Here is a 26,606-nt window from a genome sequence, read left to right on the forward strand (position 1 = left end):
CGGTGGCGGCGGTGGTGGGGCATCCACGGGGGGCGGCGTCGATATTATTGGCGGTTGCTTCGGCAACTGCGGCAAGATCACGATGGGCGCGACGTGAAGTGGGGATTCACGTTTCCGTGTCAAACAGCTCGGGCAGAAGTGCGAAGGCCTAGTTTAGATTCTGGCCGATCGACACGCGGCGGTGCAGCAGCGGGGGTCAGCGGCGGCGCACCGGCGTCAGGCTCTGCACCTGGCCGTTGTTGCGCAGCATGCACAGGAAGCGGCCATCGGCATAATCGATGATCAGTTCCTGGTAATCGCTGCCCACCGGCACCTGGGTGACCAGCGTGCCCTGGTCGCCCTTGCGCGCATTGCACGATCCCAGCGCGGTATCACCGGCGGGTGCGGCGCGGGGTGCGCTGGATGTGTTGCGGAACACCGCCCGGCAGCCGCCACTTACCCAGACCGAATGCCGCGACAGGCCCCAGTTCACGCCCTGCTCGCAGCGGGTGCGGCTGAGCTGACGGGTCACTTCCACGGCGCCACGGGTGTTCATGTCGCACGACACCTGGCGCTGGTCGGTGGATTCGCAGGTGACCTTGTTGGGCAACGCGGCATCACCGTCGTTGTCGTGCCGGTGCGCGGGCGACGGCGGCGCCGCTGCCGCGCTGTCGCTGACCTGGCAGATGCCGTTGGCCCCATTGCGGCCGGTGTAGCTGACCTGCGGCGTGCCATCGTCGCCGGTGCTGATGGACACCGTCAGCCCGCTCTGCGCATCGCGCGCTTCGGCGTAGCGGTCATTCACATGCTTCAGGGTGGTCTGCCGCCCCTGCACATAGACCGTCCCGCCCGCGTCGGCGTGCACGTCGATGCCACCGGGGCAGCGGGCATTGAGGAAAGGCACGGCGGCCGGCGCCGGCGTCGTGAGCGCAACACCCAGCACAGCGGCAACAACAGACAGCGTCTTCAGGCGCATGGTCGGTTCCCGAACGGGCCCGTAACGGGCAGATGGCCGGAGTATGCGGTGCAGGTGTCGGTGCGGGTGTGAGTGCTAGGGTTGCAGCCTGCGGCGTCACCCGCCGGCGCTGACGTGTCTCGCCTGCTGGCGGGGCCACCGTTCGCCATCGCTGCGGTGTAGGGGAAAGCTGATTCTTTTAGAGGAGAAGCGGCGTTGTGCGACTCAATTCTCGTGCATGTCGACTTTCCCTCTTACAGGCCTTGCATCGCCGCGTGATCGTCCCGCTCACGGCAGCTACGGCGCACGTGAAAGGTGTCCCGAGATGCCATCATTTCTCCAGAGAAGGACGAAGCATCATGAAGAATCCGCTATTGCATCTACTGCTTGCAGGCGCGATGACAGCCTGTGGGTTTTCAGCGCAGGCTACTGAGGCCTTTCACTGCGACGACTGCAACCTTGGAAAGCGCCAGACGCTCTCACGGGAGCGCGGCGAGGGTGACTACTACTTCTGGGATTTCAGGAATCGCCGCCTGTACCACATGAACGTCAAAGGCGAGGGCGGCGGACCACTCTCTGCAGCGGGCCTGCCCGTCGTCAAGGAAGTCATGTTGACAGCCGAGGAACACGCGATGTTCAACGCCGGCCTGCAGTTGTACGACGTCAATGGTGGCTCTCCAGTAGTAACCCACACGCTGCCAGTGATCGACATCCCGGTTCAGCTCGGGCGGGCAGGCAACTCGACACTGGCCGAGCCCGCAGCCTACCCGGCCAATGACGGTCCAACAGTTCCGATGAATGCCATGGATGCGGTGACTACCCCACAACTCCGTCAGGAGGCGATCCAGAAAACATTCAGCTACTCGAATCTCGGTCCATTCTGGTACACCCTCGAATCTACGCGAGCATCCATATCTGCGTTCTCGCAGGCCATTCAATCCACTCTTCTGCCCACGCCTATATCGATCATCAATCGTGTCCCATTTCCCGACGGGTCGTACATCCTGGTGAACTACAACTGGAACGTGCGGGACTACAGCTACATTCCAGGCTCTGCACGGGATGCGGTGGGCAACATCATTCCTGACTCGCAGAAAGACGTTGCAAACCAGGACCAAGCCACACAGAACTACGAGTTCCCGAACTCCCCGGCAGGTTACGGGTCGGGCGAAGAGATGGTCAGACACCTTGATCGTTTGGGCGTGGGCTGGGATGGGCCAAACTCGCCGCCGATTCATCGGGGCTACCGGATCGGCTGTACCTACACGCCAACAGGCGTGCGGTGCCAGATCATCTCGTTGAATCCGTGAGAAATGCGGACGACAGACCATGCACGGAAATCGGGTACTTCTAGCCACGCTACTTATTTTCGCGTGGTCCAGCGGGGTTTGGATGATGGCAGGCCTTCGCAGCCCCGCGCGATTGGAAGGCTGGGTGGCCGCTTCCTACCTGCTGCTGTCGCTGGCGTTCATCGCCGCCATTCTCTGCTACAGGTCACGGCTTCGCAGAGCACCGCCTTTCACCAACCAGTCCTATGCGACGCGGCTGCTCACGCTGTCCTGGATGGCCTGCGCGGTGGGCGGCGTGGCAGCCATCGTAGCCAAGTGACCCTGGCTTCTGAGACCGGAGAAGAAGTCGGGCCATCGATCATGGGTGCCCGCGCGTCCATCATTGGACGCGCGGGCCTGCATGTGGTGGGATGAAGGAACGCCCGCAGGGTTAAGTGTTCTTTACACGCCCCCGTGTGCGATGCGCATCAGGCGCTTGAAACTGCACGCCATTCAACGCATTCCTCAGCAGCGCGCATTCTGTCGTTTTTGCCTTGAAATCAGCGCTTTGAGCCAAAAACGGCAATTCAACTTTCTGATCAAAAAGTGCGAATGCATCGCGAGAATCAATTGGCGCAGCCTCTTCCCGCGTGCCAATCATGAATCGCCACCTCATTCGGTGGCCGGGACTTCCAAGCCCGATGCTCGATGATGTTTACGCTTGCCAGTCGGCGTCGTCGCCTCTTGCACGACGCCGACTGGCAATCCGTCCGCGGCTTTACGGCGGGCGCTGCGTGGGGGCCCTGTGCCCGCCGGTTCATCGACTCGGTCTTGGAAGCCACGCATCGCCCGCCACCCGCAGCCGGTGGCGGTCTGCCCCGCTTCGAGGATGCCCGCATGACCCGACCGCCGCACCCGTTCCTGACCGCCACCCTGGGCGATGCTGCCGCGCAGCTGCCGCCGGAACTGGCACGCCCGCTGGAGGCCGCCTTTGCCGCCGCCAACGAAGTGCCCGATCCGCTCACCCTGCCCGCCTGCCTGCAGCGCCTGCGCGCCGGTGAAGCGGCCGATGGCCAACCGTGGCGGCGACCGGTCTGCTCGCCGGCGCAGGGCCAGGCGCTGGCCCGCGCCGACCGCGCCAATGCCGGCCTGGGCACGCTGCTGGAACTGCTGCACGCCGCCGAACGCGTGCGCGTGGATGGGGCCGCCAAGGACGATATCGGCGACGCCACGCGCAAAGGCCTGCTGCTGGCCTGCCGCGGACTGGCCGAATACGTGGGGCAGCAGCTGCAGGCCGCCTGAGCCGGATCACGCCGGTGGTGCGACCCCCTGCGGATCGTGCAGGCTGCGTAGCTTCTTCTTGTTGATCTTGCCCACGCTGGTGCGTTCCAGCGCATCGACGAAGCGCACCCGCTGCGGAATGGCGTAGCGGGAGATATCGCCGGTGCGGCTGCGCGCCGCCACCAGTTCGATGATCTCCGCTTCGCTCACTTCGCTGCCGGCCTGCCGCACCACCAGCGGCAGCGGCCGTTCGCCCCATTTGTCATCGGCAATGCCGATGACCGCCACTTCGCTCACCGCCGGGTGCAGCGCAATGATGTCTTCCAGTGCCAGCGACGAGATCCACTCGCCGCCGGTCTTGATCACATCCTTGATGCGGTCGGTCACCCGCAGGTAACCGCCGCTGTCGATGTTGCCGATATCGCCGGTATGCAGGTAGCCGCCTCCCCACAGCGCCGCCGATGCCTCGGGGTTATGCAGGTAGCCCGGGGTCAGCCAGGGCGCGCGCACCACCACTTCGCCGGTGGCACTGCCGTCGTGGGCGACGTCCTGCATCTGCCCATCGACGATGCGCAGTTCGACCAGCGGCACCGGAATGCCGGCCTTGGTGCGCAGTGACAGTTCCTGTTCCGCGTCGGCCACTGCGTCGGGGTCGATCTGCGCCAGGGTCAGCAGCGGGCAGGTTTCAGACATGCCATAGCCGCCGAAGACATCGATGCCGCGTGCCAGCGCCTGCTGGGCCAGCGCACGCGGCAGCGCCGCACCGCCGATGATCACCTTCCAGCCGCGCAGATCGACCTGTGCCGCATCGGGGTGCTCCAGCAGCATGTGCAGGATGGTGGGCACGCAATGCGAGAACGTCACCTGTTCGCGGGCGATCAGCTGCAGCAGCCGTGCTGGCAGGTAGCGCCCCGGGTAGACCTGCTTGATGCCCATCAACGTGGCCACATAGGGCACGCCCCAGGCGTGTACATGGAACATGGGCGTGATCGGCATGTAGACATCGTCGCGATGCAGGCGGCCCTGGCTGGCGGCACTGCCCAGCGCGGCCATGGCCGCCAGCGAATGCAGCACCAGTTGCCGGTGGCTGAAGCACACCCCCTTGGGCAGGCCGGTGGTGCCGGTGGTGTAGAACACGGTGGCGCGCGTGTTCTCGTCGAAATCGGGGAAGCAGGTGACCGGTGTGGCCGCGCGCAGGCCGGCCTCGTATTCGCAGGTGAAGCCAGGCGGCAGCGGACCGTCCTCATCGTCCAGCAGGATGCGGGTCTGCAGGTCGGGCAGCTGCTCGTGCAGCGCGTCCAGCACCGGCAGGAAATCGCGGTTGGCCAGGATCACCCGAGCGCCGCTGTGGTTCAGCGTGTAGGCAATCTGTTCCGGTGCCAGGCGGATGTTCACCATCATCAGCACCGCGCCCAGCATCGGCACGGCGAAGTAGCTTTCCAGGTAACGGTTGCTGTCCCAGTCCATCACCGCCACGGTATCGCCGTGCTTCACTCCCAGCGACGCCAGCAGGCCGGCCAGTTGGCCGATGCGCGCCTGCAGGGTGCGGTAGTCGAAGCGCACGCGGTCGCCGTAGACGATTTCCTGCTGCGGCCGTGTCGCCAGCGGCGTATGCAGCAGCTGCTTGATCAGCAGCGGGTAGGCCGGCGCGGCGGCGTGTTCCGTTGGCATGGTGCGCTCCTTGTGGGCCGCATCAGGGCGGCCGGGTTCATCGGCCACACTAGCGATCCACGCAGGCCACGCCAGCGTACCTAGGTACCTGTGCCCGGCCGTAGCGGTTTTGCTAACCTCGCCAGAACATGCCCAGCCTGCTGATCGCCGACGACCACCCCTTGTTCCGCGCCGCCCTGCACCGCGCGGCCGAGGACGCCGTGGCCGACCTGCAGATCAGCGAAGCGGATTCACTGGAAACCGTGCTGGAAGCGCTGGAAAGCCAGCCGATCGACCTGATGCTGCTGGACCTGCACATGCCGGGCAACCACGGCCTGGCCGGGCTGGCCACCATCCGCGCGTTGCAGCCGGGGCTGGCGATCATCATCGTGTCGGCCAACGAAGAACCGCACGTGATCCGCCGCGCGATCGACCTGGGCGCGGCCGGCTACCTGCCCAAGAGTTCCGGCTTGAACGACCTGCAGCACGCGCTGCGGACCGTGCTGGAAGGCGAACGCTGGATTCCGGCGTTGCTGCGCGAAGCGGTGGCGCGGGTCACACCGTTCAACAAGGACGCCGACCTGGCCGCACGCCTGTCCAGCCTGTCGGCACACCAGTACAAGGTGCTGAGCCTGGTGGCCGAGGGCTTGTTGAACAAGCAGATTGCCGACCGCCTGGGGGTGCAGCTGCGCACGGTGAAAGCGCACATGACCCGCATCATGGAACGGCTTGGGGTGCGCAACCGCGCGCAGGCAATCCGCGTGCTGCACGAAATGGGCCTGACCGATCCCGCACGACAGATTGAAGACACCCAGGACGCCTGAGGCCTCAATCCGCCACGGTGGTGGGCGTGGCCAGCAGGTGGTTGATCGCCCAGCGCAGGGCCAGCGGCTTGAAGGGTTTGTTGAGCAGTGACAGCCCTACCGCACGCACGGCCTCGCGCACCTCGCTGCCGGTGTCGGCACTGAGCACCACGGTCGGCCGCAGACCATGCGCGGCCACCAGCCGCTGCCACAACGCCACCCCGGTATCGCCCGCGTCCAGGTGGTAGTCGAACAGCCACAGCGCGGCATCGGCCGCGGCTTTGCCCACGGCGCCCGCATCGGCAACGGCCACCACATCGCAGCCCCAGGCCAGCAGCATCTGCTGCATGGCGTGCAGGGCGTCCGGATCGTTGTCGACCACCAGCACACGGGTGCCCTTGATGGCACTGCTGCCGCCGCTCGCGGCCTGCGGGCGCTGGACCACCGGCGGTGTGGCGCGCGCCACGCTGATGGAGAACGCCGAACCGTGGTCGAGCACGCTGTGCAACTGCAACGGTGCATGCAGCAGGTGGGCAATACGGTGGGCGATGGTCAGCCCCAGGCCCAGGCCCTGGCCGTGGCTGCGGTCGCCGCGGTGGAATTCCTCGAACACGATGGACTGCTGTTCCGGGGCGATGCCGGGGCCGCTGTCATGCACCCCGATCAGCAGCGCCCGGCCGCGACGGCGCACGCCCAGCAACACCCCGCCCTGGCGGGTGTAGCGGATCGCATTGGCCAGGAAGTTCTGCAGCACCCGTCGCAGCAGCAGCGGATCGCTGTGGACCCAGGCCGCCGTGCGCACGTAACGGAACTGCAGGCCACGCGCGGCGGCCAGCACGGCGAATTCCTGCGCAAGCGGGTCCAGCACGGTGCCCAGCGCGAACGGGCGCGGGTCGGGTACCAGCCCACCGGCTTCCAAGCGCGAGATGTCCAACAGGCCCGACAGCAGATCGTCGGTGGAATCGAGCGCCCCGCGGATCTGTCGCAGGAAGCTGCCGAGGAATTCCGAATCGATGTGCTGGGACATGGCGTCGGCCAGCAGCTGCGCCGCGTGCAATGGTTGAATCAGGTCATGGCCCACTGCGGTCAGGAAGCGGGTTTTGGCCACGTTGGCCCGTTCGGCCTCGTGCACCGCCTGTTCCAGCCGCGCGGTGCGGTCCTGCACCCGCCGTTCCAGCGTTTCATTGCTGCGCTTGAGCGCATCCTCGGCACGGCGGAAGGCGGTGACGTCGGTGAAGGTGGCCACGTAACCACCGCCGGGCATCGGGTTGCCGCGGATTTCGACAATGGTGTTGTCCGGGAAGATGCGCTCGGACAGATGCGGGGTGCCGCGCCGCATGTGGGCCACGCGGCGCTGCAACGCGTGGTCGGGGCTGTCGCCGGCACGCTGGCCGATCTGCAGCTGGTCCAGCGCCCACGCAGTCAGGTCCACCACCGGCCGGCCCACCTGCAGCAGTTCCGGCGGGAAGCGGAACAGCGCGGCATAGCGACTGTTCCAGGCCACCAGCTGCAGCTGCGCATCGACCACGCTGATGCCCTGGCTCATGTTTTCCAGCGCGGCTTCCAGCAGGCGCTGGTTGAAGCGCAGCGCCTGGGTCGCCTCGCCTACTGCGCGGGTGACCGCATCCAGCGGCGCCGCGCCGCCATCGCGCGCGGCCTCCACCAGCAGGCGCGCCATGCCGGCCCCGACCACGGCGGTCAGTTCGCGTTCGATGGCGGTCACACGCTCGCCTTCCAGCATCTGCCCGGCATGCCCTTCCATCAGCTGCCGTGCGCGTTCCTGGCCCAGGAAGCGCCCTGCGGTGCGGCGCATGGTGGCCGCAGCCACCGCATTGCGCTGGCGAGGCAGCGACGGGCGGACCGCCCGCGCCACCAGCACGATCGCCACCAGGTTCGCGGCCAGGCTGGCGCACATGCTGATGGCGATGTGCCCCGGTTGCAGCCGCACCGACAACAGGGCCAGCCAGTGCAGACCGTCGCCGGCGCCCGGCTGCGGCGCCGGCACCACCATCGGCAGCAGCACCAGCCACAGCCACACCAGCGAACCCACCACGATGCCGGCCATGATGGCCTGCGCCGGCGTGCGCGGGCGGTACACCGCCAGCAGGACCGCCGGTGCCAGCTGCGAGAGTGCGGTGAAGGACATCAGGCCGAAATCGCTGAGCGCTTCGGTATCGCTCATCGCGCGGCTGTACAGCCAGGACACCAGGAACACCGCGACGATGCCGGCGCGGCGCAGGGCCAGCACGCGCGGGCGCAGGTCGGCACCGGCGTCGCCGCCCTGCATGCCGCCCAGCAGGCGCGACCCCACACCGTGGTTGCCCAGCATGATCGACAGGGTCAGGCCGGACAGGATCATCATGCCGGTGGCCGCGCTCAGGCTGCCCAGGTAGGCCACCAGGGCCAACAGATGGTGGCCACCGGCCAGTGGCAGGCCCAGCACGTACAGGTCTGGCGATACCGACGGCGGCAACTGCGCCGCGCCGTACAGCGCCATCGGCACCGACGGCAGGCCGATCAGCAGCAGATACAGCGGGAACAGCCAGCGCGCCGTCTTCAGATCGGACGACTGGCGCAGCTCGACCACGCCCACGTGGAACTGGTGCGGCAGGGTGAACGCAGCCAGCGCGCCCAGCAGCACCATGGTCAGGAAATCGGGGATGACCGCCGGCGGCGGCAGGGTGGCCATCTTCTGCAGCAGCGGCGTGCCGGACTGCTGCACCGACAGCGCGGCATACAGGCCGATCGCCAGCAGCGCCGCCAGCTTCAGCACCGATTCCAGCCCCAGCGCCACCACGATGCCGCGGTTGTGTTCGGTGGCCGAGGCCTTGCGCGCGCCGAACAGCAGGGTGAACGCGGCCATGGTCAGGGCGAACCAGAACGACATGTCCAGCCGCCAGCCATTGGCGGCGAAGTGATCGCCCAGCAAGGCACCCAGGCCCTGGCTGACCGCTTTGAGCTGCAGCGCGATGTAGGGAATGATGCCGAACAGCGCCACCACGGTGATGGTGATGGCCAGCCCCTGGTCACTGCGCAGGCGCGCCACCACTAGGTCGGCCAGGGTGGCACTGTTGTGCTGCTTGGCCAACCGCCCCAGCCGCAGCAGGAACGGCAGGCCGAAAGCAAAGATCAGGGCCATGCCGATCAGCGTGGGCGGCACCGGGAAGCCCCACTGCACACCCTGCGATGCCGCGCCGTAATAGGTCCACGCGGTGCAGTGCACCGCCAGTGACAGGGCGTAGATGACCGGCCATGCCCGCGCCAGGCGGTGCCCCTTGCGTTCGCCCCACAGCGCAACGCCGAACAGCAGCACGGTCCACGCGATGCAGGCCAACAGGACGATCGAGGGCGTCAACATCGCTCCAGTGTAGAGAGAACCCGTGCCGTCGTGCAGCGACCCGCGCTAGGCGGCAACCACCACCAGCGACAGCTGTTCGGCCACCACGGCCACCTGCCCGCCCGGCGCCACTTCCACGGTCTTGTGCTGGGTCAGCAGCCACTGCCCGGGCTGCCGCGGTTCCAGGCTGACCAGCCGCGAGCGCACCTGCACCTCGCTGGCGCTGGGCACCGGGGCCAGGAAGCGCACCTTGTTCAAGCCGTAGTTCAGCACGTGGGCGATGCCGGCAAAGCCGGCCAGCGCGGCCACATCGTCTTCCACGGTCAACGCCAGCAGCAGGAAGCCATGGGCGATGGTCTGCCCACCCGGCAGGTCGCTGCGGGCACGCTGCGGATCGACGTGGATCCAGTTGTGGTCGCCGGTGGCATCGGCGAAGACATCAATGCGGGCCTGGTCGATTTGCCTGCGTGGGCCCAGGCGTTCACTGGCCGCCCAGCGCCACAGATCCTGCAGGGCCACCGGCAAGGCCTCGGCATGCGCGGTGGTCACCGCACACGCTCCAGCAGGGCCAGGATCGCATCGCGCGCCTCGGGCTCGTTCAACATCGGTGCGTGGCCGACCGCCGGCACTTCCACCAGGCGGGCCTGGTCGGAGGTGGCCACCATCTGCCGCGCCACATCGGCCGGCAGGATGTCCGACAGCGCGCCACGCACCACCAGCACCGGCACGCGCGACGTCAGCCCACGTACCGCCCGCCACAGCACCGGGCGCAGCAACCACAGCAGCCACGGCCGGGTGGTACGGATCACCGCCGGGTCGTAGTCCAGTTCCAGCAGGCCGTCGTCACGCACGCGGAAGGTGCGCTGCGCCATCGCCCGCCAATCGTCGCTGCCGTAGCGCGGGAACGCGGCCTTGCCGATCGATTCCACGTACGCGGTGGCCTGGGCCAGGTCCATCGCAGGCAGCGGCTTGCCGGCGTACTTGCCGATCCGCGCCAGCGCTTCGCGCGGCACCTTCGGGCCGGCATCGTTCAGTACGGCTGCTGCCACGCGCTGCGGTGCGCGCGAGGCCACGGTAAGGGTGACCAGCACGCCCAGCGAGGTGCCGATGAACACCGCCTTGTCGATGCCCTGCGTGCGCAGCAGCGCCACCATGTCGTCGGCGTAGGTGCGCGCGTTGTAGCTGGCCGGGTCGGCGGCGCGCTGCGAACCGGCGCGCCCGCGCAGGTCCACCGCCAGCACGCGCCAGCCGGCCGCCGACAACGAGGCGGCCAGCGCATCGAAGTCGGCCGCGTTGCGGGTCAGGCCTGGAATGCAGACCACGGTGCCGCGTGGCGCGGCCCCGGTTGCCGGTGCATGCTCGCGCGCGTGCAGGCGCAGGCCATCGTCACTGTTCCAGTACAGATCCTGGTAAGACGGCGTCATGCAGTTCACTCCTAGAAATCGTAACGGACGCTCAGACTGTACTGCCGCGGCGGGCCGTAGAAGCCAATGAGCGTACCGACCGCCGGAATGTTGTAGCCGGTGGTGCGGTATTCCTTGTCGGTCAGGTTGGTGCCCTGCAGCGAGAACGTCCAGGCATCATCCAGCCGCCAGATGACACCGGCATTGACCAGCCCGTAGCCGTCCTGGCGGATCACTGGGCTCAGGTCGGTGGTCGGCCACACCTCGCTCTGGTAGCTGTAGGTCACCCGTGCGGACAGATTGCCGCCGTTGGCCAGATCGGTGCGGTATTCCACGATCACCGCGCCGGAGAAATCCGGAGCGTTGGTGAACTTCATCTGGTCGGCCACGTTGACGCCGCGGTCCATGTATTCGTCGTACTGGGTGTCCAGCCAAGCCAGGTTGCCGGAAATCAGCCAGTGCTGGGTGGGCAGGTACTGGTACTCGATTTCCAGGCCGTTCACCGTGCCCTTGCCGGCGTTGGTGAAGTCACCGAAGAAGCCATCGGCCACGCCATCGCCATTGGTATCGATGCCGGTGAACACCGACAGCTGGATGTCCTTGTACTTGTTGTGGAACGCCGACAGGTTCAGGAACAGGCGCTGGTCGAAGAAACCCATCTTGCTGCCGATCTCGAAGCTGTCCACGCTTTCATCGTCGAACGGCTCGGCCGAGCGCGGCACCGCCACCGCATTGGCGCGGATGTTGTAGCCGCCGGATTTGAAACCGCGCGTGGCCAAGCCATAGACCATCACGTCCGGGGTGATCTGGTAATCCAGCGAGACCTTGGGCGAGACGTTGCTGAAGTTGGTCTTCTTGTCGAAGTCGGCGGTGACCGCCACCGGCCGGCTGAAGCCAGGGTCGGCATACAGGCGGTTGAGCACGATCGCGCGCTTGTCCTCGTCGGTGTAGCGCGCGCCCAGGTCAAGCTTCAGCTTGTTGGTCAGGTCGAAAGTCCAGTCGGCATACAGGGCGATGCTGTCGGTCAGTACCTTGCCCTGGTTGTCGGCGAACTGCGCGCTGAAATAGTTGTTCTGGATCTGGCCACCGGCCTCGCCGCTAAACTGGTACAGGCCGACCACGCCGCGCACGCGGCCGCCGGCATCGTAGTTCAACTGCAGTTCGTTGCTGATCTGGTCGTCGTGGTAGGTACCGCTCACGTCGGCCAGCTTCACCGGCGTGGTATCGAAATCGACGTTGCCATCGCTGTCCGATTCGCGCTTGGCCACCACGTACTTCAGCGCAACGTCCTCGCTGGGCCGCCAGTTCACCGTGGCTGATGCACCCTTGCTTTCCACGTTGTTGAGGTTGCGCATGCCCGAGCGGATGTCGTAGCGGCTGTCCATCGGCTGGAAGGCCGGCAGGAACGGATTGGGCGCCAGCATCTTCGAACCGCGCATGCCGGATTTGTCATCAATCCAGTCCAGCGCGAACTGCACATCGAAATCATCGCCGGCGTAGGCACCCAGGTTGAAGCGCGCCGCGTTGATCTGCTTGTCGCTGACCGGCTGGCCGTTGAAGGTGTTTTCGCCGAAGCCATCCTGGTTCATGCTGGCCACCGCCACGCGCGCGCGCAGGCCGCTGTCGGCGCCGCCGATCGGGCCGCCGATGGCCGCCTTGGCGTCCAGCTGGCTGTAGTTGCCCACGGTGATCTGTGCGAAACCTTCGGTCTGGGTGGGCAGGCCGCGCGAGATGTATTTGATCGCGCCGCCAATGGTGTTCTTGCCGTACAGCGTGCCCTGCGGGCCGCGCAGCACTTCGATGCGCGAGACGTCGAACACGTCCAGCAGCGCACCCTGCGGGCGCGCGATGTAGACATCGTCCAGGTAGATGCCCACGCCCGGATCGGCGCCCCAGGTGGGATCGGACTGGCCGACGCCGCGGATGTAGGCGGTGACCGTGCTGCTGGCGCCGCGCGCCGCGTAGATGGTCAGGTTGGGCACCTGCGCGTCCAGATCGCTGATGTCCTGCACGTTCATCTTGTCCAGCGCTTCGGAGGTGAACGCGGTGACGGCCACCGGCACTTCCTGCAGGGTCTCTTCGCGCTTGCGCGCGGTGACCATGATGCTGTCCAGGTTGGTGGCGGTGGCCGCCTTGCCCGCGCTGGGCGCAGGCGCTGCCGCCTGCTGGGCCAGTACCGGTCCGGACACCACCAGCGCGCCGATCATCAGGCTCAAACAATTCCGTTTCATTCGCTCCTCCCCAGTGCCACGCGGGTGGCCCACGCCGCCCATCGTGCCAAGGCTAGCCGTGCGGCCGGGGCCCGGCGAGTGGACCTAGGTCCAGTCGGCAGCCCGGGCCGGATCGGGATACTGGGCGCGCCGTCACCGGCGGCCATCGCGCACGCACCAGGAGCTGGCATGAACGCTGTCATCGATTCGATCAGAGCGGCAGGGCGGGCGTTGTGCCTGTGCCTGGCCATGGGCGCAAGCGCTGCAGCGGCGGGCGCCGAGGGCCGTTGGGATGCCGGTGTGTACGGCAACCTGTTCGGCAGCCGCGAGTACCAGGTGTGGGTGCCTGCCGGCTACCAGGCCAGCCAGCCGCTGCCCGTGCTGCTGGTGCTGCACGGCTGCGTGACCGGGCCCAACCTGATGGGCGAGGCATCGGGCTTCAACGAAGTGGCCGACAGCGAGGGTTTCATCGTGGTGTACCCGCGGCAGAACGTCACCGCCAATGGCGGGCGCTGCTGGAACTGGCAGTTGCCAGTGAACCAGGCGCGCGGCAGCGGCGAGGCGTCGATCCTGGCCGGCATTGTGGGCGCGGTGAAATCCGCTTACAGCGTCGACCCGCGCCGGGTGTATGTGACCGGTATTTCCGCCGGCGGAGCGATGACCTCGATCATGCTGGCCTGCTATTCCGATGTGTTCGCCGCCGGTGCGGTGCATGCCGGTGGCATGTACAAGGGCGCGACCACGGTATCGGGCAGCGCCTATGCGCTGCTGGCCGGCAGCATCTACTCACCTGACAGCAACGGGCGGCTGGCCTGGCAGTGTTCGGGATCGCCCTCGCCACGGCCACTGCCGGTGCTGGTATTCCATGGCAGCGCCGATACCACGGTGAACCCGGTGAACGGCCAGCAGGCGGTACGCCAGTTCCTGCAGACCAACGATCTGGCCGACGACGGCCTGGACAACGATTCGGTGGGCACCGCGCCAACCAGCGTCTTCAATGGGCAGGTGCCGGGCGGGCATGCCTATACGGTCTACAGCTACCAGTACGGTGGCCGCACGCTGATGCAGCACTACGTGGTGCAGGGCATGGGGCATGCGTGGAGCGGCAGCACGTCGGGGCTGCCGTTCACCGATCCGCAGGGACCGGATGCAACGCTGATCACCTGGTTGTTCCTGAGGGATCAGCAGCGTTGAGGGGACAGTGGTGCCGCTTATCCGAATCGAACGGATGACCTACTGTTTACAAGACAGTTGCTCTACCAACTGAGCTAAAGCGGCATGGGGTGCTGGGTGCTGCGCCGGCGGCGCCTGGCGCGGCCGGGACCCGATTCTAGCGCAGTCGCGTGCATTCCAGCGACCGCTGCTGTGCGGCACCGCTGCGCTGCTGCGCCTGCGCCGGTTCGCTGCCGGCGGCCAACTGCCCTTCCAGCCACCACTGCCCGGCTTCGCCACTGGCCACCAGGCGCGGCTGGAAGCCGGCGGCCTGCACGGCAGCCATGCGCCGTTCGGCGCCTTCGCGGTTGCGGTACTGGCCCAAGGCAATGGCATTGGCCTCTTCGCCCTGGCCGATGATGTAGTAGTCGCTCAGCCCGGCGGCAACGATGCGCTTGACCGTGGCCTGTGCGTCATCGCGGCTGGCTGCGGCAGGCAGCAGCACCCGGTAACGGGCACTGCCGCTGGCGGCCGGCTGTTCGCGCAGGCGGGCCGGCGCCAGCAAGGAACCGGCGCGGCCCTGCGCGGCCACGGCGGCGGCGCGGTCGGCAAACGGCCCCAGCGCGATGCAGCGTGGCGGCGCGGCCGGCGTTTCAGGCGCAGGCTTTTCCGGCGCGGGGGGGGCGGCGACCGGCGGGGTCGGTGCGGCGGGCTTGGCCACGGCGGCCAGCGGCGCGGCGGCGGTGGGCTGCGGCTGCGGCGTGGCGGTGGGCGCAACAACCGGTGCGTCGGCAGGCGCCAGCGCGGCGCCCGGCGCGGCTTCGCGCGCTACCAGCGCTTCGGTCGGCGCGGCGGCAGTCTGTGCCACGGCCACCGCGTCGGTGCCGCCGGGCAGCCAGCGCAGTTCGGCCACGCCGCTGGGCGGCGTTGGCGCAGGTGCGCGCGTGGGTTCGGTTCGCAGCAGCCACCAGCTGGCGACCCCCAGGTTGAGGATGGCCAGTACGACAATCAGGGCACGGGTCAGCATGCGCCGATACTAGCCTGCTGCCGGGTGCACCGCCCAGCGGGCCAGGCCATCGAGCACCAGCGACGGGTGGTAATCGGCGCCCGGCAGCAACGGCATCAGTGCCGGTGCGCCGCCGCCATGCACGAGCAGCGCCGGCGGCGTGCCCAGCAGCGCCTGTGCCTGCTGCGCACTGCGTTCGATAAGCGCAACCGCTGCGCCATCGCAGCCCGACGCCAGCGCATCGGCGGTGTCGTTGGCGAATTCGCTGTAGTCGCCGCCCGTGGCCGGCAACTGCACGGCCCGCGCATGCAGGGCTTCGCGCATGGTGGTGGGTGATGCGGAAATGCGCCCACCGTGGTGCTGGCCGTTGCCATCCAGCAGGTCCAGAGTAAGCGCGGTGCCTACGCCGACCACCAGCACCGGACGCTGCGCGCAGGCCGCTGCCAGCAGAGCCAGGAAGCGGTCCACGCCGAACTTTTCCGGCTTCGCATAGGCAATGCGCACGCCCGCGCATTCGGCGCTGGTGCGCACCACGCGCACTTCATCGAAGCGGCGCTGCAGCTGGTCAAGCATCGCAGCGGTGAGCGACGGTGCGGCCACGCTGGCAACGAAGGCGACGCGCCCGCTGGGCAGGCTGTGCTCGGGTTGCGCGGCCATGCCTTCGGCGCCGTGCGCCCAGGCCTGCACATCGCCGGCACGGTTGCCCTGCAGCGGCGCGAACTTGAAACGCGAATTGCCCAGATCGAACAACCAATCGCTCATGCCGCCCTCACGCTGACTTCGCCGGCGTGCAGCAGGCGCTCGCGGCCATCGATGCGCACGCGCAGGGCGCCATCGTCGGCCAGGCCCAGCGCGGTGCCGTACTGCCATTGGCCATCCAGTTCCACACGCACTTCCTGGCCGGCCAGCATGTCCAGCGCGGCATAGCGCGGCAGGAACGGCGCCAGACCATCGCGGTCGAAGGTTTCCAGCGCCGGCAGCAGGCGCGCCAGCACGGCGGCCACCACCTGGTTGCGGTCCACCACGGTGCCGGCCAGCGCATCCAGGTCCACCCACGGCTGGGTGATCTCCTCACCGAAGGCAGGCGGCATATGCACGTTGATGCCGATGCCGATGACCGCGCGCGCCGGGCCGGCGTACTCGCCACCGCCTTCGGCCAGCAGGCCGACCAGCTTGCGGCCGTCCACCAGCACATCGTTGGGCCACTTCAGCTGCGCCTGGGTGAAGCCCATATCGTGCAGCGCTTCGGCCACGGCCACGCCGGCCACCAGGCTCAACCCGGCCAGACGGCCCAGGCCGCCTTCGAACAGGCGCAGCACCGACAGGTAGACATGCGCGGCCAGCGGCGAAGCCCAGCTGCGGCCACGACGGCCGCGGCCACCGGTCTGGCGCTCGGCCAGCAGCACGCTGACCCCGCGCACTGGCGCGCTGCAGCGCAGCAATTCGGCGTTGGTGGAATCCACCGACCAGGCCACCTGCAGGTCGTGCAGCAGGGCCTGGGCATCGGCGGGCAGGCGGCTGCGGATGGCCTGGGGGTCGAGCAGCTCCAGCGCCCGGGTCAGGCCGTAGCCCTCGCCCGCGCGCCCCTGGATATCCACACCAGCGGCCCTAAGTCCTTGAATCCGCTTCCAAATGGCGGCCCGGGTCTGGCCCAGCTCACGGGCCAGGGCATCGCCGGACAGGCGACCGGCAGCGAGTTTGGCCAGCAGTTGGCGATCGTCCACGGCAGTTTCCGTCAGGTCAGGCAGGAATTATGCGGGAAAGGCCGGGCAGGCGCCCGCCGGGGGGCTTCCACGGCGGGGCCGGGTTCGGGCTATGATCGGGAACTCACCTCCCCTTAACGTGGATGTCGTCAATGCGCCGTTATGCCCATTGCCTGATCCTGCTGACGATGCCCTTCGCGGCGTCTGCAACGGCAGCGCTCGATGACAGCCGGGGTGCCTGTGTGTATTCGGCAGGGGATGCCGCTTCGCAGCGCGCGCCCAGCGCCGCCCCCACCAGCGCGGCGGCCAAGTCGGCGCCGGTACGCCCTGCGGCCAGCACCACCACCGGTGGCGGCGGCGATGACGATGTGCTGCCGCGCATCCGCGCACCGAAGTGGCACAGCTACCTGCCGGGCATGTTCCGCTGATCAGGTCGTTGTTGCAGTGGCTGCGGCTGCGGCCGACGCCGCGGCCGATCGAAGATGCCCATTGGGATGATGCCTGCCAGCGCGCGGCATGGCTGCGCGGCCTGGATGATGCGCGGCGCGCGCGCCTGCGCGTACTGGCCACGCGTTTCCTGCACGAAAAGACCCTGACCCCGGTGGGCGGGCTGCAGCTGCAGGTGGCCGACGGCGTGCTGCTGGCGGCGCTGTGCTGCCTGCCGCTGCTGGAATTTGGCGAGGTGGGGCTGCAGGGCTGGTCGCAGCTGATCATCTACCCCGATGCGTTCCGCGTGCACCGCAGCCACATGGATGCGGCCGGCGTGCTGCACGAATGGGATGACGAGCTGATTGGCGAAGCCTGGGACAGCGGTCCGCTGATCCTGTCGTGGGCCGATGTGCAGGCCGACCTGGCCGCGCCGCACGACGGCTTCTGCGTAGCCGTGCACGAGATGGTGCACAAGCTGGATGCGCTGGACGGGGCGATGGATGGCACCCCGCCGTTGCCGCGCGACTGGCAGCGCGATTGGGCAGCCACGTTCCAGCAGGCCTACGATGCCTTCTGCGCGCAGGTGGATGCGGGTGCGGAAACGTTGATCGACCCGTATGCGGCCGAGGCCCCGGAAGAGTTCTTCGCGGTGGCCAGTGAGTACCATTTTTCCGCGCCGGATCTGTTGGCCGAGGCACTGCCCGAGGTCGCCGCGCATCTGCGGCGGTTGTATGGTGCGCCGCCGGCGATGGTCGGGTGATTCATGTGTTCGCCGGGCAATGCCCGGCGGCGGGGATCACGGGCCCGGCGGCAGGCGTACTTCGAAGCGGGCGCCGCCCAGTTCGCTGGAACGGGCCACCAGCAGTTCGCCACGGTAATCCTTGATCAGGTCCTGCACGATCGACAGGCCGATGCCGTGGCCCTGCACGCGCTCATCGCCGCGCACGCCACGCTGCAGCACCTTGCCGATGTCATCCGGGGCGATGCCGGGGCCATCGTCGTCCACCGCCAGCAGCAGGCCGGCGCGGCGCGCGTTCGGCGCCGGCAACGGCTGGGCGGTCAGCAGCACGCGGCGCTTGGCCCACTTGAAGGCGTTTTCCAGCAGATTGCCCAGCAGTTCCTGCAGGTCGCCCGGTTCGCCGTGGAAGCGCGCCGCCGGGTCGATATCGAATTCGCACAGCACGCCCTTGGCGGCGTAGACCTTTTCCAGGCCACGCACGATCTCTTCGGCGTTGGGTTCGATCGGCAGCGGTGCAGAGAACAGCTTGTGCCCCGACGATGCCGCACGCGCAAGCTGGTAGGACACCAGGTTGTTCATACGCTGCAGCTGTACGTCCAGTTCCTCACGCAGCGCATTGTCGCCGGCACCACTGTCCATCTGCGTGCGCAGCACGGCAATGGGCGTCTTCAGGCTGTGCGCCAGATCGGCCAGGGTATTGCGCTGGCGCTCCAGGTTCTCGCGCTCACTTTCAATGAAGGCGTTGATGCTGTCGGTCAGCGGCTCCAGCTCGCGCGGGTGGCGTTCGCTCATGCGCTCGGTTTCGCCGCGCTGCACCTTGGTCAGCTCGGTGATCACCCGCCGCAGCGGGCGCAGGCTCCACTGCAGGATGACCGTCTGCAGCAGCAGCAGGATCAGGCCGATGCCGCCCAGGTAGAACCAGACGCGGCTGCGGAACACGCGCAGCTGCGCACCCAGCGCGCGCGAGTCTTCCATCACGTAGATGGTGTACGGGAATTCGGTGGCCGGGTCGGCGTCGGCGTCCCACACCAGGCCCAGCCCATAGCGGTACACCGAACCCTGGCTGCCATCGATCTGGATCATCGGCAGCGGGCCTTCGAACACTTCCTGGCGCGGCGCCAGCAGACCACCGCCCACGGTGGGCAGCATGGGGCCTTCGGCGGACATGGAATTGCCCTTGCCGTCAGGCATCACCACCTGCAGGTACAGACCACTGCCGGGCACGTCGAAGCGCGGATCCGGCGGCTGTTCGCGGATGTACAGCGAACGGTCGCGGGTGAAGTCGATGCCGGCCGCATAGGCGGTGGCGTAGTTCTTCAGGCGCTCACGCAGGTTCGCCTTCGCCGTATCGGCGAAGGCGGCGTCGAGCGCGTAACCGGCCAGGGCCAGGAACGCGACCAGGCCCACGGACGCGGCAAACGTCTGGCGCGCCTGCAGTGAGCGCGGCCGCCAGCGTCGGAAGAACCACAGACGGCCGGACATCATGCTATCGCCAGGGTGAGCCGGCTCAGCCCTCGTTGCGCGGAATGGCGAAACGGTAGCCGCGGCCGCGCACGGTCTCGATCGGCTTCAGTTCGCCGTCCGGGTCCAGCTTCTTGCGCAGGCGGCCGATGAACACTTCCAGCACGTTGGAGTCGCGGTCGAAATCCTGCTGGTAGATGTGTTCGGTGAGGTCGGCCTTGGAGACCAGTTCACCAGCATGCATCATCAGGTATTCCAGCACCTTGTACTCGTAGCTGGTCAGGTCCACGTTGCTGCCGCTCACGCTGACCGTCTGCGCGGCCAGGTCCAGGGCCACCGGGCCGCATTCCAGGGTGGGCTTGCTCCAGCCAGCGGCGCGGCGCAGCAGCGCGTTGACGCGGGCCAGCAGCTCTTCCACATGGAACGGCTTGACCAGGTAATCGTCGGCACCCTGCTTCAGGCCTTCGACCTTGTCCTGCCAGCTGGAACGGGCGGTCAGGATCAGGACCGGGAACTTCTTGCCTTCATCGCGCAGGGCCTTGATCAGCTCCATGCCCGACATCTTGGGCAGGCCCAGGTCGATGATGCCGACGTCGAACGGCACTTCGCGGCCCATATAGAGGCCTTCTTCGCCGTCCTGTGCTGCATCGACGGCAAAACCTTCGCGCTTGAGCCGGGCTGCCAGGGTCTCACGCAGCGGGGCTTCGTCTTCGACCAGAAGGATACGCATGAACTCTCCCTAGTGTGCTGGGTGTGGCCCGCAGGCCTGTGGGTACGGGGTGATGCGGCAACTATCCCTGTTCAGGGGTTATCGCCGCGTAGTGATGACATATCCGACCGCGGCGTGCGCGGCTGTGAACGTGCCGGGGCGGGGTCGTCCATGTAGCGGACCCGGCCCCGGTCGTCCATGTATTTCACCCGGTTGATGTCACGACCATCGAACGGCACCCGCTCGGCGCCCAGGATGTGGCCGCCGGTGGTGCGCTGCACCCGGCGCACGGCGTCGGACAACGAGCGTTCGTCGCCACGGCCACCGCGGTCGCTGCGGTCCATCATCTCCGCCCGCCCCTGGTCGCCGCGCAGCGGCTGTTGTGCCAGCGCCGAAGACAGCGGCGCAGCAGCCAGCACCACGAAGGTGGCCAGGGCAAAACGGCGGTGGAAGGGAGCGGAAGACATCGAAGCGATCCTAGCCGAGCACGGCAATTTGTTCAAAAGTCGTAAATCCGGGGATCGGGCGCCAGGCCCGACCTTTACAAATCTTTTGCAAATTCTTGGTTTTGCGCAGTGAATCCGGTCTGAACTTTTCCGGGACCGCCCCCGCTTTGTTCATCTAAGTGAACATTCGGGACGAATCAACTGCGCTTGTCAAGTCAGGAATGTGACTGGAATCACGCTGCGGCGCGGTCGGCCTCGCGCTCGGTCACCGCCAGCGCCTGCTCGATCAGCGCCCAGTCGGCGCCGGGGCGGTGGGCGCCCTCGCTCAGCACTTGGCGGAACGCGCGGCCACCGGCCTGGCCGTGGAACAGGCCCAGCAGGTGGCGGGTGATGTGCTTCAACGCCAGGCCTTCGTCCAGGCGGGCCTGCACGTAGGGGCGCAGCGCGCGCAGCAGTTCGCCACGCGGGCGCAGCGGCGCGCCGGTGTGCAGCGCCTCCAGCTGATGCAGCAGGTAGGGATCGTGGTAGGCCGCGCGGCCCAGCATCACGCCATCAACGTGTGCGGCCTGGGCCTGCACCGCGTCCACCGTTGCCAGCCCGCCGTTGATGACTACCGGCAGCGCCGGGCGCTCCTGCTTCAGGCGGTAGGCCCAGTCGTACTTCAGCGGCGGCACTTCGCGGTTTTCCTTCGGCGAAAGGCCCTTCAACCAGGCGTTGCGCGCGTGCACCACCACCATGGCCGCACCGGCCTGCACCTGGCGATCGACAAACGCGGCGAACACCGCGTAATCGTTGTCCTCGTCCACGCCCAGCCGGCACTTCACCGTCACCGGAATGTCCACCGCCGCGACCATGGCCGCCACGCACTCGGCCACCAGCTCCGGTTCGCGCATCAGGCAGGCACCGAAACGGCCGGCCTGCACGCGGTCGGACGGGCAGCCGCAGTTGAGGTTCACTTCGTCGTAGCCCCAGTCGGCGGCGATGCGCGCGGCCTGCGCCAGCAGGGCCGGGTCGCTGCCGCCCAACTGCAGGGCCAGCGGCTGTTCGCTGCCGTCGAAGCCGAGCAGGCGCTCACGATCGCCGTGGATGACGGCGTTGGCGTGCACCATTTCCGTGTACAGCCGCGCGCCGGGCGCCAGCACGCGGTGGAACACGCGGCAATGGCGATCGGTCCAGTCCATCATGGGGGCAACGGACAGGCGGATGTCACTCAAATTCAACGATTTCATATACTTACCATCAATACTGGCACCCGGAAGCGCCTCAAATTTCCCGATACTTCCCGTGTTTTCCCGCTCGTCTGCACCATTGGTGTGCCAGGCACGCCTTGGCACAGCACGGGCTGGCACACCGATGGCGACACCGCAGAACCGCACAGGCCGGTGACGCGCTATGGTGCGCCGCAAGGGCCACAAAGGCCAAACCTGGACCTTCCCTACCAAGACGGCCGCCAAGACCTGGGCGGACCGCGTGGAGCGGGAACGCGCCTGCAGGAGAGCCTTTGCCACATCCCGGCCAGGCAGCGCATCGGCGGCGACCACATTCCGGCAAAGGGTCATTATCCCTGCTTGTTCGCCCGCAACCATGAACGTCGCGCTGGGCTACCTGTCGGAGCTGCTGAAACGGGCTGCCCACAAGAAAGGCGCGAAGCTGCTTACGGACCCCGTCCCCGAGGCTCGGCCCGAGTCGTTGCACCGCGCGGTACTGCAACCTGAGAAATCGCCCGAGGACTCTGTAGAGCCAATTGCTTGAGTGCCCAGTGTCGCGTCTGAGTCTTCAGCGCACCGCCCAGCTCAGTAGCATGCGCGCCCTCAAAGAGGGCATCGCATGGAACGGGACCGGTACTACTCGCTGCAGATCCTGCGCGGCCTGGCGGCCATGGCCGTTGTGGCTTTTTGTTTGAGGGTGGTCGAGATCCAGTATCTGCCGGGGCCAGCGCTGCTTGACAGAATTGCCCTGTACGCCGATGCCGGCGCGGATCTCTTTTTCGTACTTTCCGGCTTCGTCCTGACCACAATCACCGCCGGCCACCGTCAGAGGGAAACGGCGGCCGATGCACTCAGACATATCCACCTTGACTTGATGAATTTCGTCTGTTCTTGCGCGAAAAATGCTCAACATGGTTAGATCGTGTCTCATGGATGGACACAAGAGACTCGTTGTGGACATGTCACTCAGGAAGCCACGCCAACCTGCATTCAATGCAATGGCAATGGCAGCTCTCTTCGTCATCACCCTTCCCGCATGCTCAGGAGCAAGGATGAATCCGGTTTATCCGCAATCGATGGTCGAGCCCATCAGCGTTCAAGTGCGCTCAGCAACCGAGATCGCACTGCGTTACAAGGTCCGGCCTGAAAGCAGCCACTACTCCGGCGGCGTGGATTACGAACGCGTCGGCGACACGTTACGCGTGGTCATTGGACGCTGCGCAGTGGGTGCCCCCTGCGAACCCATGGCCAGATCGGTGATCCCACTGGATGACACGTGGCAGGCGGAAGTACACCTCCCCTACGATGGATCACGGGATGGATCACGGGTGGTCGTTGTGCATTCCGACGGTGAGAAACAGGTCTATCCCTGATCACCGTGCACACGCAGGAGGATACGGATGTCTGATCAAGAGAAGCAGCCCCAAGAGCGCGTGGTACTGGGCATCCATACGAACACGAAGCCCGGTGCGCCCCTGATTGATGGGCACGCCTGGCTCACCATCACCCGTGACGGCAAGACCGAGGCCTACGGGCTGTGGCCCGCAAACCATCCGCGCTTCGGCAAGGAGACGACGCCGCCCGCCACCGACATCCGTCGCGGCATCGAGAACAACTTCGACGCAACGGCAAGCCGATATTACGCTTTGTCCTCCGAACAGTTGCGCGAGTTCGAGGCAGCATCGCGTGAAAAGGTAACCTGGGGTTATTCGAATACCTGTGCATCATGCGCCAGCGATACGGTGTATCGCGTTACCGGCGAACGCGTGATCGCGTCCGAGATTGGTGGGCTGACCGACACCCCACGGGAAATCCGCGAAAGCATCGACGCACTTGAGCGACAGCAGAACACGTCCCGCGATGCCCCCCGTGAACCTGTCGACGCACCGAAGGAACGTGGCTCGTCATCCAGCTCACTTTCCATGGAAGGAGATCGGGAGATGCTGCAGTCCATCCGCAAGGGCGTTGCTGGTATCGACCAGCAGCACGGCCGTGAGTTTGATCCAACCAGCGAACGCCTCTCCGCCAGTCTGCTGGCAACGGCCAAGAGCAACGGCCTGGAACGCGTCGATCACGTCGTGCTGGGTAATCCGCCTACCAACGGCTCTGGGCAGCGCATGTTCGTCGTGCAGGGCGAGCTCGACAACCCGGCACATCAGCGCGCATCGGTTGCGATCAGCGAAGCGATCAACACACCCGTGGAGCAGTCGCTCGCCAAGGCCGAGCAGATTTCGCAGGTACAGCAACAGATTGCCCAGCAAGACCACGCCCAAGAGCAGACGCGAGCCGCGATGCGCATGGGGTAGGAGTAGTCCACCGCTCATGCAGATGGCCATCCTTTCCCTGCTTTCTGCGATTACGGCAGCAGCCTGGTTCGCGGCGCCGGCCGATGGCGGCCAATGGCCGGCGCCAACCGGCCGTGTCCAGCATTCGCTGCGGGCCCCTCTGCCCTACTGCGCGCGACCCTTCACCTGCTCCTGCTGCTGGTCCGGTGTGCGCTGGTTGAACTGGCTGTCCAGTTCCGCGCTCTGCCGGGTGCTGGCTTCCACCGACTGGGAAACGGCCTGCTGGCGGTCCACGAAGGCGCGCTGTGCGGCCGGGTCGCCCAATGCGCCCTGCACCGCGAACAGGCCGCTGCCATCGGGGCGCGCGACCACATGGTCGATCTGGCGCATGCCGGCCACCTTGCTCTCGTAGGCCAGCTGGCCGGCGGCGCGTTCGGTTTCCTGTGCGCTGCCAAACAGCGGGCACAGCCCGGCCTGGGCGCGTTGCTGCTGCAGCGCCTGCAACTTTTCCAGGGCCTGGCTGAAACGCGGGTTCTCGGCATGGCCAGCGTCGCGCATGCTGGGCGCGGCCGCCGCACTGGCAGGTTCGGTACGTGCCGGTTCGCTGCGCGCCGGATCGGTGGCGGCGTGCGCCCCCGCCTTCACCGCAGCCGGGTCGGCCAGGCGGGCCAGGGTCAGGCGCCCTGCCTTGCCGTCGTCGTCCAGGCCGTTGCTAGCCTGGAACTGCTTCACCGCCGCCAGGGTGTCCTTGCCGAAGATGCCATCCACGCCCAGTGCCGTGCCGTCGGCCGCGGTGTAGCCCAGCGCCGCCAGCTTGCCCTGCAGCGCCTTGACCTCATCGCCGCGCTCGCCCTTCACCAGCATGCCGTCGGCCATCGGCGCCGGCGCTGCGCTGCGTGCGGCCTGCGCGGCGTCGGGGCCCTGCGCATGCACCTTGCCGCCCAGGGTGATACGGTCGTTGAGCATGTCGCCCAGGTAGCGGCGGAACTGCTCGGGTTCCACTTCGATGTGCGCGTGCACGGCCTTGGTGCCTGCGTTCGACTGCTTCACCAGCGGCGCGCCGTATTCGACGAAGTCGCCGTTCTTGTACGGCGAGGAACCCACTGCGCCGTGCAGCACCTGGCCAACCAGTTCGCGCCGTGGATCGCCGGCGGGGTGGCTGTAGATGGCGATGCCGTTGGTCGGGTCCTTCAGGAACTGCACGTAACCGGCCACCGGCGTGGGGATCATCACGTCGCGGTTGGCCAGGCGGTCGGTCAGGATCAGGTCCTTGCGCACCAGCGGAATGCCGTTCCTGTCGCCGCTGGTGCGGATGTTCTCCATTTCGCCTTCCACCATGCCCGACTGGCGGTCGGCCTTGCTGGCATCGCCGGTACGCACGGCTTCGGCATTGGTGTTGGGATGGTGGATCTTCAGCAGGCGATAGGCCGCCTCCCCGCTCATGCCATGGTCCAGCGTGCGATTGCTGGTGACATTGCCGTACGGCTCGACCACCGTGATGCGGCCGCCCCCAGGGGCAGCGGCCACAGCAGCAGGGGCCGGTGCCTGCGCGTGGCTGCGCTCGGCCGCCGGCGCACGCGCCTGCGTTCCCGCGCCCAGCGCGGCCAGCGTATCGCGGCCGGCCTTGCCATCTTCCTCAAGCCCGTGCGCCTTCTGGAACTGGCGCACCGCATGTTCGGTGTTGCCGCCGAAATCGCCATCGGGGTTCAGCGCCTTGCCGTCCTTGCCGGTGTAGCCGGCCTGCGCCAGCTTCTGCTGCAGGGCCTGCACTTCGGCACCACGCTCGCCCTGCACCAGCACGCCGTCGGCCATGGCTGCGCGCGCGGCATGGCCGCCACGTGGGCGATGCAGCGGCTCGCCGAACGCCTGCTCGTAGGTCTTGCCCTGGTAGTCCTGCGGGTGGCGATTGACCTGCTCGTACCGCGCCAGCCCGACCAGATCCGCCTTTTCATTGAGCGTGCGTTCGCGCAGCGCAGGCCATTGCGTGGGTGAGCTTTCGAAGTGCCTCTGCACGTTGTCGTGCTTGTAGTCCTGCACCGCGCGCACGATCTGTTCGTCGCTCAGCTCGGACAGCTTGTAATCGGCGCCATAGGCCGCCTTCAGGCCGTTGACGAACACACCGCGTGTCATGTTGCGGTACTGCACCGAGGTGCTCCACAGGGCGTCCTGCACCGCCGGGCCACGGCCCTGCAGATCCACGCCCGCGTCCTTCAGGCGACCCAGCTGCTTGTCGTAGTACTGGTGCTGGATGAAGTCGTGCTGGTCACTGGCGAAGGCCCCCTTGTCGCGCTCGGCGACCTCTTTCCAGCGATCGTTGAAGGCCTGGGTGGCCGGCGTCAGGCCACGGAACTCGGCACCGTAGCGCGAGCCCGCCAGGTATTCGTCCACCCCGCCCACCGCGCTTGCGAACTGGTAGGTGCCATAGGACACGCCGCCGTGGTCGCCCCTGCCGGAGGAAATCCAGCCGGGCCCGCGATTGCTGGTTTCATAGCTGGCAGAGGTCTGGCCGCGATGCCAGCCGTCGATCGCCTTCTTTGCGTCGGTCACCACGTCCATGCTGCAGGTCTCCTTACGGTAAGCGG

General features: G+C 67.2%; 26 protein-coding genes and 1 tRNA gene. 10 read left to right on the forward strand and 17 right to left on the reverse strand.

Annotation, left to right across the window (positions count from 1 at the left end; all coding sequences use genetic code 11):
• Positions 1-196: 196 nt before the first annotated feature.
• Positions 197-955: a DUF3011 domain-containing protein gene (locus IAE58_RS01055; protein WP_199932566.1), complete on the reverse strand. Its 759-nt coding sequence runs from the start codon at positions 953-955 to the stop codon at positions 197-199.
• Between the two features lie 338 nt (positions 956-1,293).
• On the opposite strand from IAE58_RS01055, the gene IAE58_RS01060 reads away from it, so the two are divergent.
• Both IAE58_RS01060 and IAE58_RS01065 read left to right on the forward strand, forming a co-directional pair.
• Positions 1,294-2,244: a hypothetical protein gene (locus IAE58_RS01060; RefSeq protein ID WP_199932565.1), complete on the forward strand. Its 951-nt coding sequence runs from the start codon at positions 1,294-1,296 to the stop codon at positions 2,242-2,244.
• A 124-nt stretch (positions 2,245-2,368) separates the two neighbouring features.
• Positions 2,369-2,542, forward strand: a complete 174-nt coding sequence (locus IAE58_RS01065) for a hypothetical protein (protein WP_199932564.1) — start codon at positions 2,369-2,371, stop codon at positions 2,540-2,542.
• Positions 2,543-2,653: 111 nt separating this feature from the next.
• Here IAE58_RS01065 and IAE58_RS01070 read toward each other — a convergent pair whose 3' ends face one another.
• Positions 2,654-2,863, reverse strand: a complete 210-nt coding sequence (locus tag IAE58_RS01070) for a hypothetical protein (protein WP_199932563.1) — start codon at positions 2,861-2,863, stop codon at positions 2,654-2,656.
• A gap of 236 nt (positions 2,864-3,099) precedes the next feature.
• On the opposite strand from IAE58_RS01070, the gene IAE58_RS01075 reads away from it, so the two are divergent.
• A complete protein-coding gene (locus tag IAE58_RS01075) occupies positions 3,100-3,504 on the forward strand; it encodes a hypothetical protein (RefSeq protein ID WP_199932562.1) in 405 nt (134 codons plus the stop codon).
• Between the two features lie 6 nt (positions 3,505-3,510).
• Here IAE58_RS01075 and IAE58_RS01080 read toward each other — a convergent pair whose 3' ends face one another.
• Positions 3,511-5,154, reverse strand: a complete 1,644-nt coding sequence (locus IAE58_RS01080) for a fatty acid--CoA ligase (protein ID WP_199932561.1) — start codon at positions 5,152-5,154, stop codon at positions 3,511-3,513.
• A gap of 128 nt (positions 5,155-5,282) precedes the next feature.
• On the opposite strand from IAE58_RS01080, the gene IAE58_RS01085 reads away from it, so the two are divergent.
• Entirely contained in the window at positions 5,283-5,957 is a 675-nt protein-coding gene (locus IAE58_RS01085; protein ID WP_199932560.1) for a response regulator transcription factor, read from the forward strand.
• 4 nt (positions 5,958-5,961) lie between these two features.
• On the opposite strand, the gene IAE58_RS01090 is transcribed toward IAE58_RS01085, so the two are convergent.
• Genes IAE58_RS01090 through IAE58_RS01105 form a run of 4 tightly spaced genes read right to left on the reverse strand, consistent with a single transcriptional unit; the run spans position 5,962 to position 12,907 of the window.
• The gene (locus IAE58_RS01090; RefSeq protein WP_199932559.1) at positions 5,962-9,294 is read right to left on the reverse strand and encodes a PAS-domain containing protein; all 3,333 of its coding nucleotides are present in this window, start codon (positions 9,292-9,294) and stop codon (positions 5,962-5,964) included.
• A gap of 45 nt (positions 9,295-9,339) precedes the next feature.
• Positions 9,340-9,822, reverse strand: coding sequence for a MaoC/PaaZ C-terminal domain-containing protein (locus IAE58_RS01095; protein ID WP_199932558.1), 483 nt, complete (start codon positions 9,820-9,822; stop codon positions 9,340-9,342).
• Positions 9,819-10,697, reverse strand: a complete 879-nt coding sequence (locus tag IAE58_RS01100) for an alpha/beta hydrolase (RefSeq protein WP_199932557.1) — start codon at positions 10,695-10,697, stop codon at positions 9,819-9,821. The genes IAE58_RS01095 and IAE58_RS01100 overlap by 4 nt, the downstream gene beginning before the upstream one ends.
• 11 nt (positions 10,698-10,708) lie before the next feature.
• Complete coding sequence (locus IAE58_RS01105) at positions 10,709-12,907, reverse strand: TonB-dependent receptor (protein ID WP_233614582.1); 2,199 nt, start codon at positions 12,905-12,907, stop codon at positions 10,709-10,711.
• Positions 12,908-13,075: 168 nt separating this feature from the next.
• Between IAE58_RS01105 and IAE58_RS01110 the strand changes: the two genes are divergently transcribed.
• On the forward strand, positions 13,076-14,080 hold the full coding sequence (locus IAE58_RS01110) for a PHB depolymerase family esterase (protein ID WP_199932556.1): 1,005 nt from the start codon (positions 13,076-13,078) through the stop codon (positions 14,078-14,080).
• Between the two features lie 8 nt (positions 14,081-14,088).
• On the opposite strand, the gene IAE58_RS01115 is transcribed toward IAE58_RS01110, so the two are convergent.
• The 4 genes from IAE58_RS01115 to birA form a co-directional block, all read right to left on the reverse strand.
• A tRNA-Thr gene (locus IAE58_RS01115) sits at positions 14,089-14,164 on the reverse strand.
• 52 nt (positions 14,165-14,216) lie between these two features.
• The gene (locus IAE58_RS01120) at positions 14,217-15,065 is read right to left on the reverse strand and encodes an SPOR domain-containing protein (RefSeq protein WP_199932555.1); all 849 of its coding nucleotides are present in this window, start codon (positions 15,063-15,065) and stop codon (positions 14,217-14,219) included.
• Positions 15,066-15,074: 9 nt separating this feature from the next.
• Positions 15,075-15,806, reverse strand: a complete 732-nt coding sequence (locus IAE58_RS01125; protein WP_199932554.1) for a type III pantothenate kinase — start codon at positions 15,804-15,806, stop codon at positions 15,075-15,077.
• On the reverse strand, positions 15,803-16,768 hold the full coding sequence (birA, locus tag IAE58_RS01130) for a bifunctional biotin--[acetyl-CoA-carboxylase] ligase/biotin operon repressor BirA (protein WP_199932553.1): 966 nt from the start codon (positions 16,766-16,768) through the stop codon (positions 15,803-15,805). Before birA ends, IAE58_RS01125 begins: the two co-directional genes overlap by 4 nt.
• Before the next feature lie 131 nt (positions 16,769-16,899).
• Between birA and IAE58_RS01135 the strand changes: the two genes are divergently transcribed.
• Positions 16,900-17,175, forward strand: coding sequence for a hypothetical protein (locus tag IAE58_RS01135; RefSeq protein ID WP_199932552.1), 276 nt, complete (start codon positions 16,900-16,902; stop codon positions 17,173-17,175).
• An 8-nt stretch (positions 17,176-17,183) separates the two neighbouring features.
• Positions 17,184-17,936: a M90 family metallopeptidase gene (locus IAE58_RS01140; protein ID WP_233614580.1), complete on the forward strand. Its 753-nt coding sequence runs from the start codon at positions 17,184-17,186 to the stop codon at positions 17,934-17,936.
• Between the two features lie 36 nt (positions 17,937-17,972).
• On the opposite strand, the gene IAE58_RS01145 is transcribed toward IAE58_RS01140, so the two are convergent.
• From IAE58_RS01145 to dusA, 4 genes are all read right to left on the reverse strand, one after another.
• Positions 17,973-19,397 (reverse strand): sensor histidine kinase, encoded by a 1,425-nt coding sequence (locus tag IAE58_RS01145; RefSeq protein WP_108755135.1) that lies wholly within the window; start codon positions 19,395-19,397, stop codon positions 17,973-17,975.
• Between the two features lie 25 nt (positions 19,398-19,422).
• Positions 19,423-20,106 carry a response regulator transcription factor gene (locus tag IAE58_RS01150; protein ID WP_053520384.1) on the reverse strand — a complete coding sequence of 228 codons (684 nt, stop codon included), beginning with the start codon at positions 20,104-20,106 and terminating at the stop codon, positions 19,423-19,425.
• A gap of 71 nt (positions 20,107-20,177) precedes the next feature.
• Positions 20,178-20,552: a hypothetical protein gene (locus tag IAE58_RS01155; RefSeq protein WP_199932550.1), complete on the reverse strand. Its 375-nt coding sequence runs from the start codon at positions 20,550-20,552 to the stop codon at positions 20,178-20,180.
• Between the two features lie 212 nt (positions 20,553-20,764).
• Positions 20,765-21,760, reverse strand: a complete 996-nt coding sequence (dusA, locus tag IAE58_RS01160) for a tRNA dihydrouridine(20/20a) synthase DusA (RefSeq protein ID WP_199932549.1) — start codon at positions 21,758-21,760, stop codon at positions 20,765-20,767.
• A gap of 163 nt (positions 21,761-21,923) precedes the next feature.
• Here dusA and IAE58_RS01165 point away from each other — a divergent pair, with 163 nt between their 5' ends.
• Positions 21,924-22,283: a hypothetical protein gene (locus IAE58_RS01165; RefSeq protein WP_199932548.1), complete on the forward strand. Its 360-nt coding sequence runs from the start codon at positions 21,924-21,926 to the stop codon at positions 22,281-22,283.
• 24 nt (positions 22,284-22,307) lie between these two features.
• On the opposite strand, the gene IAE58_RS01170 is transcribed toward IAE58_RS01165, so the two are convergent.
• Positions 22,308-22,652, reverse strand: coding sequence for a hypothetical protein (locus IAE58_RS01170; RefSeq protein WP_199932547.1), 345 nt, complete (start codon positions 22,650-22,652; stop codon positions 22,308-22,310).
• Positions 22,653-22,791: 139 nt separating this feature from the next.
• On the opposite strand from IAE58_RS01170, the gene IAE58_RS01175 reads away from it, so the two are divergent.
• Together IAE58_RS01175 and IAE58_RS19920 are read left to right on the forward strand one after the other, a co-directional pair.
• Positions 22,792-23,112: a hypothetical protein gene (locus tag IAE58_RS01175; protein WP_199932546.1), complete on the forward strand. Its 321-nt coding sequence runs from the start codon at positions 22,792-22,794 to the stop codon at positions 23,110-23,112.
• Between the two features lie 27 nt (positions 23,113-23,139).
• A complete protein-coding gene (locus IAE58_RS19920) occupies positions 23,140-24,045 on the forward strand; it encodes an XVIPCD domain-containing protein (protein ID WP_233614578.1) in 906 nt (301 codons plus the stop codon).
• Positions 24,046-24,189: 144 nt separating this feature from the next.
• On the opposite strand, the gene IAE58_RS01185 is transcribed toward IAE58_RS19920, so the two are convergent.
• On the reverse strand, positions 24,190-26,580 hold the full coding sequence (locus IAE58_RS01185) for a peptidoglycan-binding domain-containing protein (RefSeq protein ID WP_199932545.1): 2,391 nt from the start codon (positions 26,578-26,580) through the stop codon (positions 24,190-24,192).
• Positions 26,581-26,606: the final 26 nt, after the last annotated feature.

The organism is Stenotrophomonas sp. S49, from assembly GCF_016624905.1.
Classification (GTDB): Bacteria; Pseudomonadota; Gammaproteobacteria; order Xanthomonadales; family Xanthomonadaceae; genus Stenotrophomonas.

Bases quoted from the DNA above. Each gene is read 5' to 3' on its own strand.
- IAE58_RS01055 (WP_199932566.1), bottom strand. From the start codon at position 955: ATGCGCCTGAAGACGCTGTCTGTTGTTGCCGCTGTGCTGGGTGTTGCG.
- IAE58_RS01060 (WP_199932565.1), top strand. From the start codon at position 1,294: ATGAAGAATCCGCTATTGCATCTACTGCTTGCAGGCGCGATGACAGCC.
- IAE58_RS01070 (WP_199932563.1), bottom strand. From the start codon at position 2,863: ATGATTGGCACGCGGGAAGAGGCTGCGCCAATTGATTCTCGCGATGCA.
- IAE58_RS01075 (WP_199932562.1), top strand. From the start codon at position 3,100: ATGACCCGACCGCCGCACCCGTTCCTGACCGCCACCCTGGGCGATGCT.
- IAE58_RS01080 (WP_199932561.1), bottom strand. From the start codon at position 5,154: ATGCCAACGGAACACGCCGCCGCGCCGGCCTACCCGCTGCTGATCAAG.
- IAE58_RS01085 (WP_199932560.1), top strand. From the start codon at position 5,283: ATGCCCAGCCTGCTGATCGCCGACGACCACCCCTTGTTCCGCGCCGCC.
- IAE58_RS01090 (WP_199932559.1), bottom strand. From the start codon at position 9,294: ATGTTGACGCCCTCGATCGTCCTGTTGGCCTGCATCGCGTGGACCGTG.
- IAE58_RS01100 (WP_199932557.1), bottom strand. From the start codon at position 10,697: ATGACGCCGTCTTACCAGGATCTGTACTGGAACAGTGACGATGGCCTG.
- IAE58_RS01105 (WP_233614582.1), bottom strand. From the start codon at position 12,907: ATGAAACGGAATTGTTTGAGCCTGATGATCGGCGCGCTGGTGGTGTCC.
- IAE58_RS01110 (WP_199932556.1), top strand. From the start codon at position 13,076: ATGAACGCTGTCATCGATTCGATCAGAGCGGCAGGGCGGGCGTTGTGC.
- IAE58_RS01120 (WP_199932555.1), bottom strand. From the start codon at position 15,065: ATGCTGACCCGTGCCCTGATTGTCGTACTGGCCATCCTCAACCTGGGG.
- IAE58_RS01125 (WP_199932554.1), bottom strand. From the start codon at position 15,806: ATGAGCGATTGGTTGTTCGATCTGGGCAATTCGCGTTTCAAGTTCGCG.
- IAE58_RS01135 (WP_199932552.1), top strand. From the start codon at position 16,900: ATGCGCCGTTATGCCCATTGCCTGATCCTGCTGACGATGCCCTTCGCG.
- IAE58_RS01145 (WP_108755135.1), bottom strand. From the start codon at position 19,397: ATGTCCGGCCGTCTGTGGTTCTTCCGACGCTGGCGGCCGCGCTCACTG.
- IAE58_RS01150 (WP_053520384.1), bottom strand. From the start codon at position 20,106: ATGCGTATCCTTCTGGTCGAAGACGAAGCCCCGCTGCGTGAGACCCTG.
- IAE58_RS01155 (WP_199932550.1), bottom strand. From the start codon at position 20,552: ATGTCTTCCGCTCCCTTCCACCGCCGTTTTGCCCTGGCCACCTTCGTG.
- dusA (WP_199932549.1), bottom strand. From the start codon at position 21,760: ATGAAATCGTTGAATTTGAGTGACATCCGCCTGTCCGTTGCCCCCATG.
- IAE58_RS01165 (WP_199932548.1), top strand. From the start codon at position 21,924: ATGGTGCGCCGCAAGGGCCACAAAGGCCAAACCTGGACCTTCCCTACC.
- IAE58_RS01170 (WP_199932547.1), bottom strand. From the start codon at position 22,652: ATGTTGAGCATTTTTCGCGCAAGAACAGACGAAATTCATCAAGTCAAG.
- IAE58_RS01175 (WP_199932546.1), top strand. From the start codon at position 22,792: ATGAATCCGGTTTATCCGCAATCGATGGTCGAGCCCATCAGCGTTCAA.
- IAE58_RS19920 (WP_233614578.1), top strand. From the start codon at position 23,140: ATGTCTGATCAAGAGAAGCAGCCCCAAGAGCGCGTGGTACTGGGCATC.
- IAE58_RS01185 (WP_199932545.1), bottom strand. From the start codon at position 26,580: ATGGACGTGGTGACCGACGCAAAGAAGGCGATCGACGGCTGGCATCGC.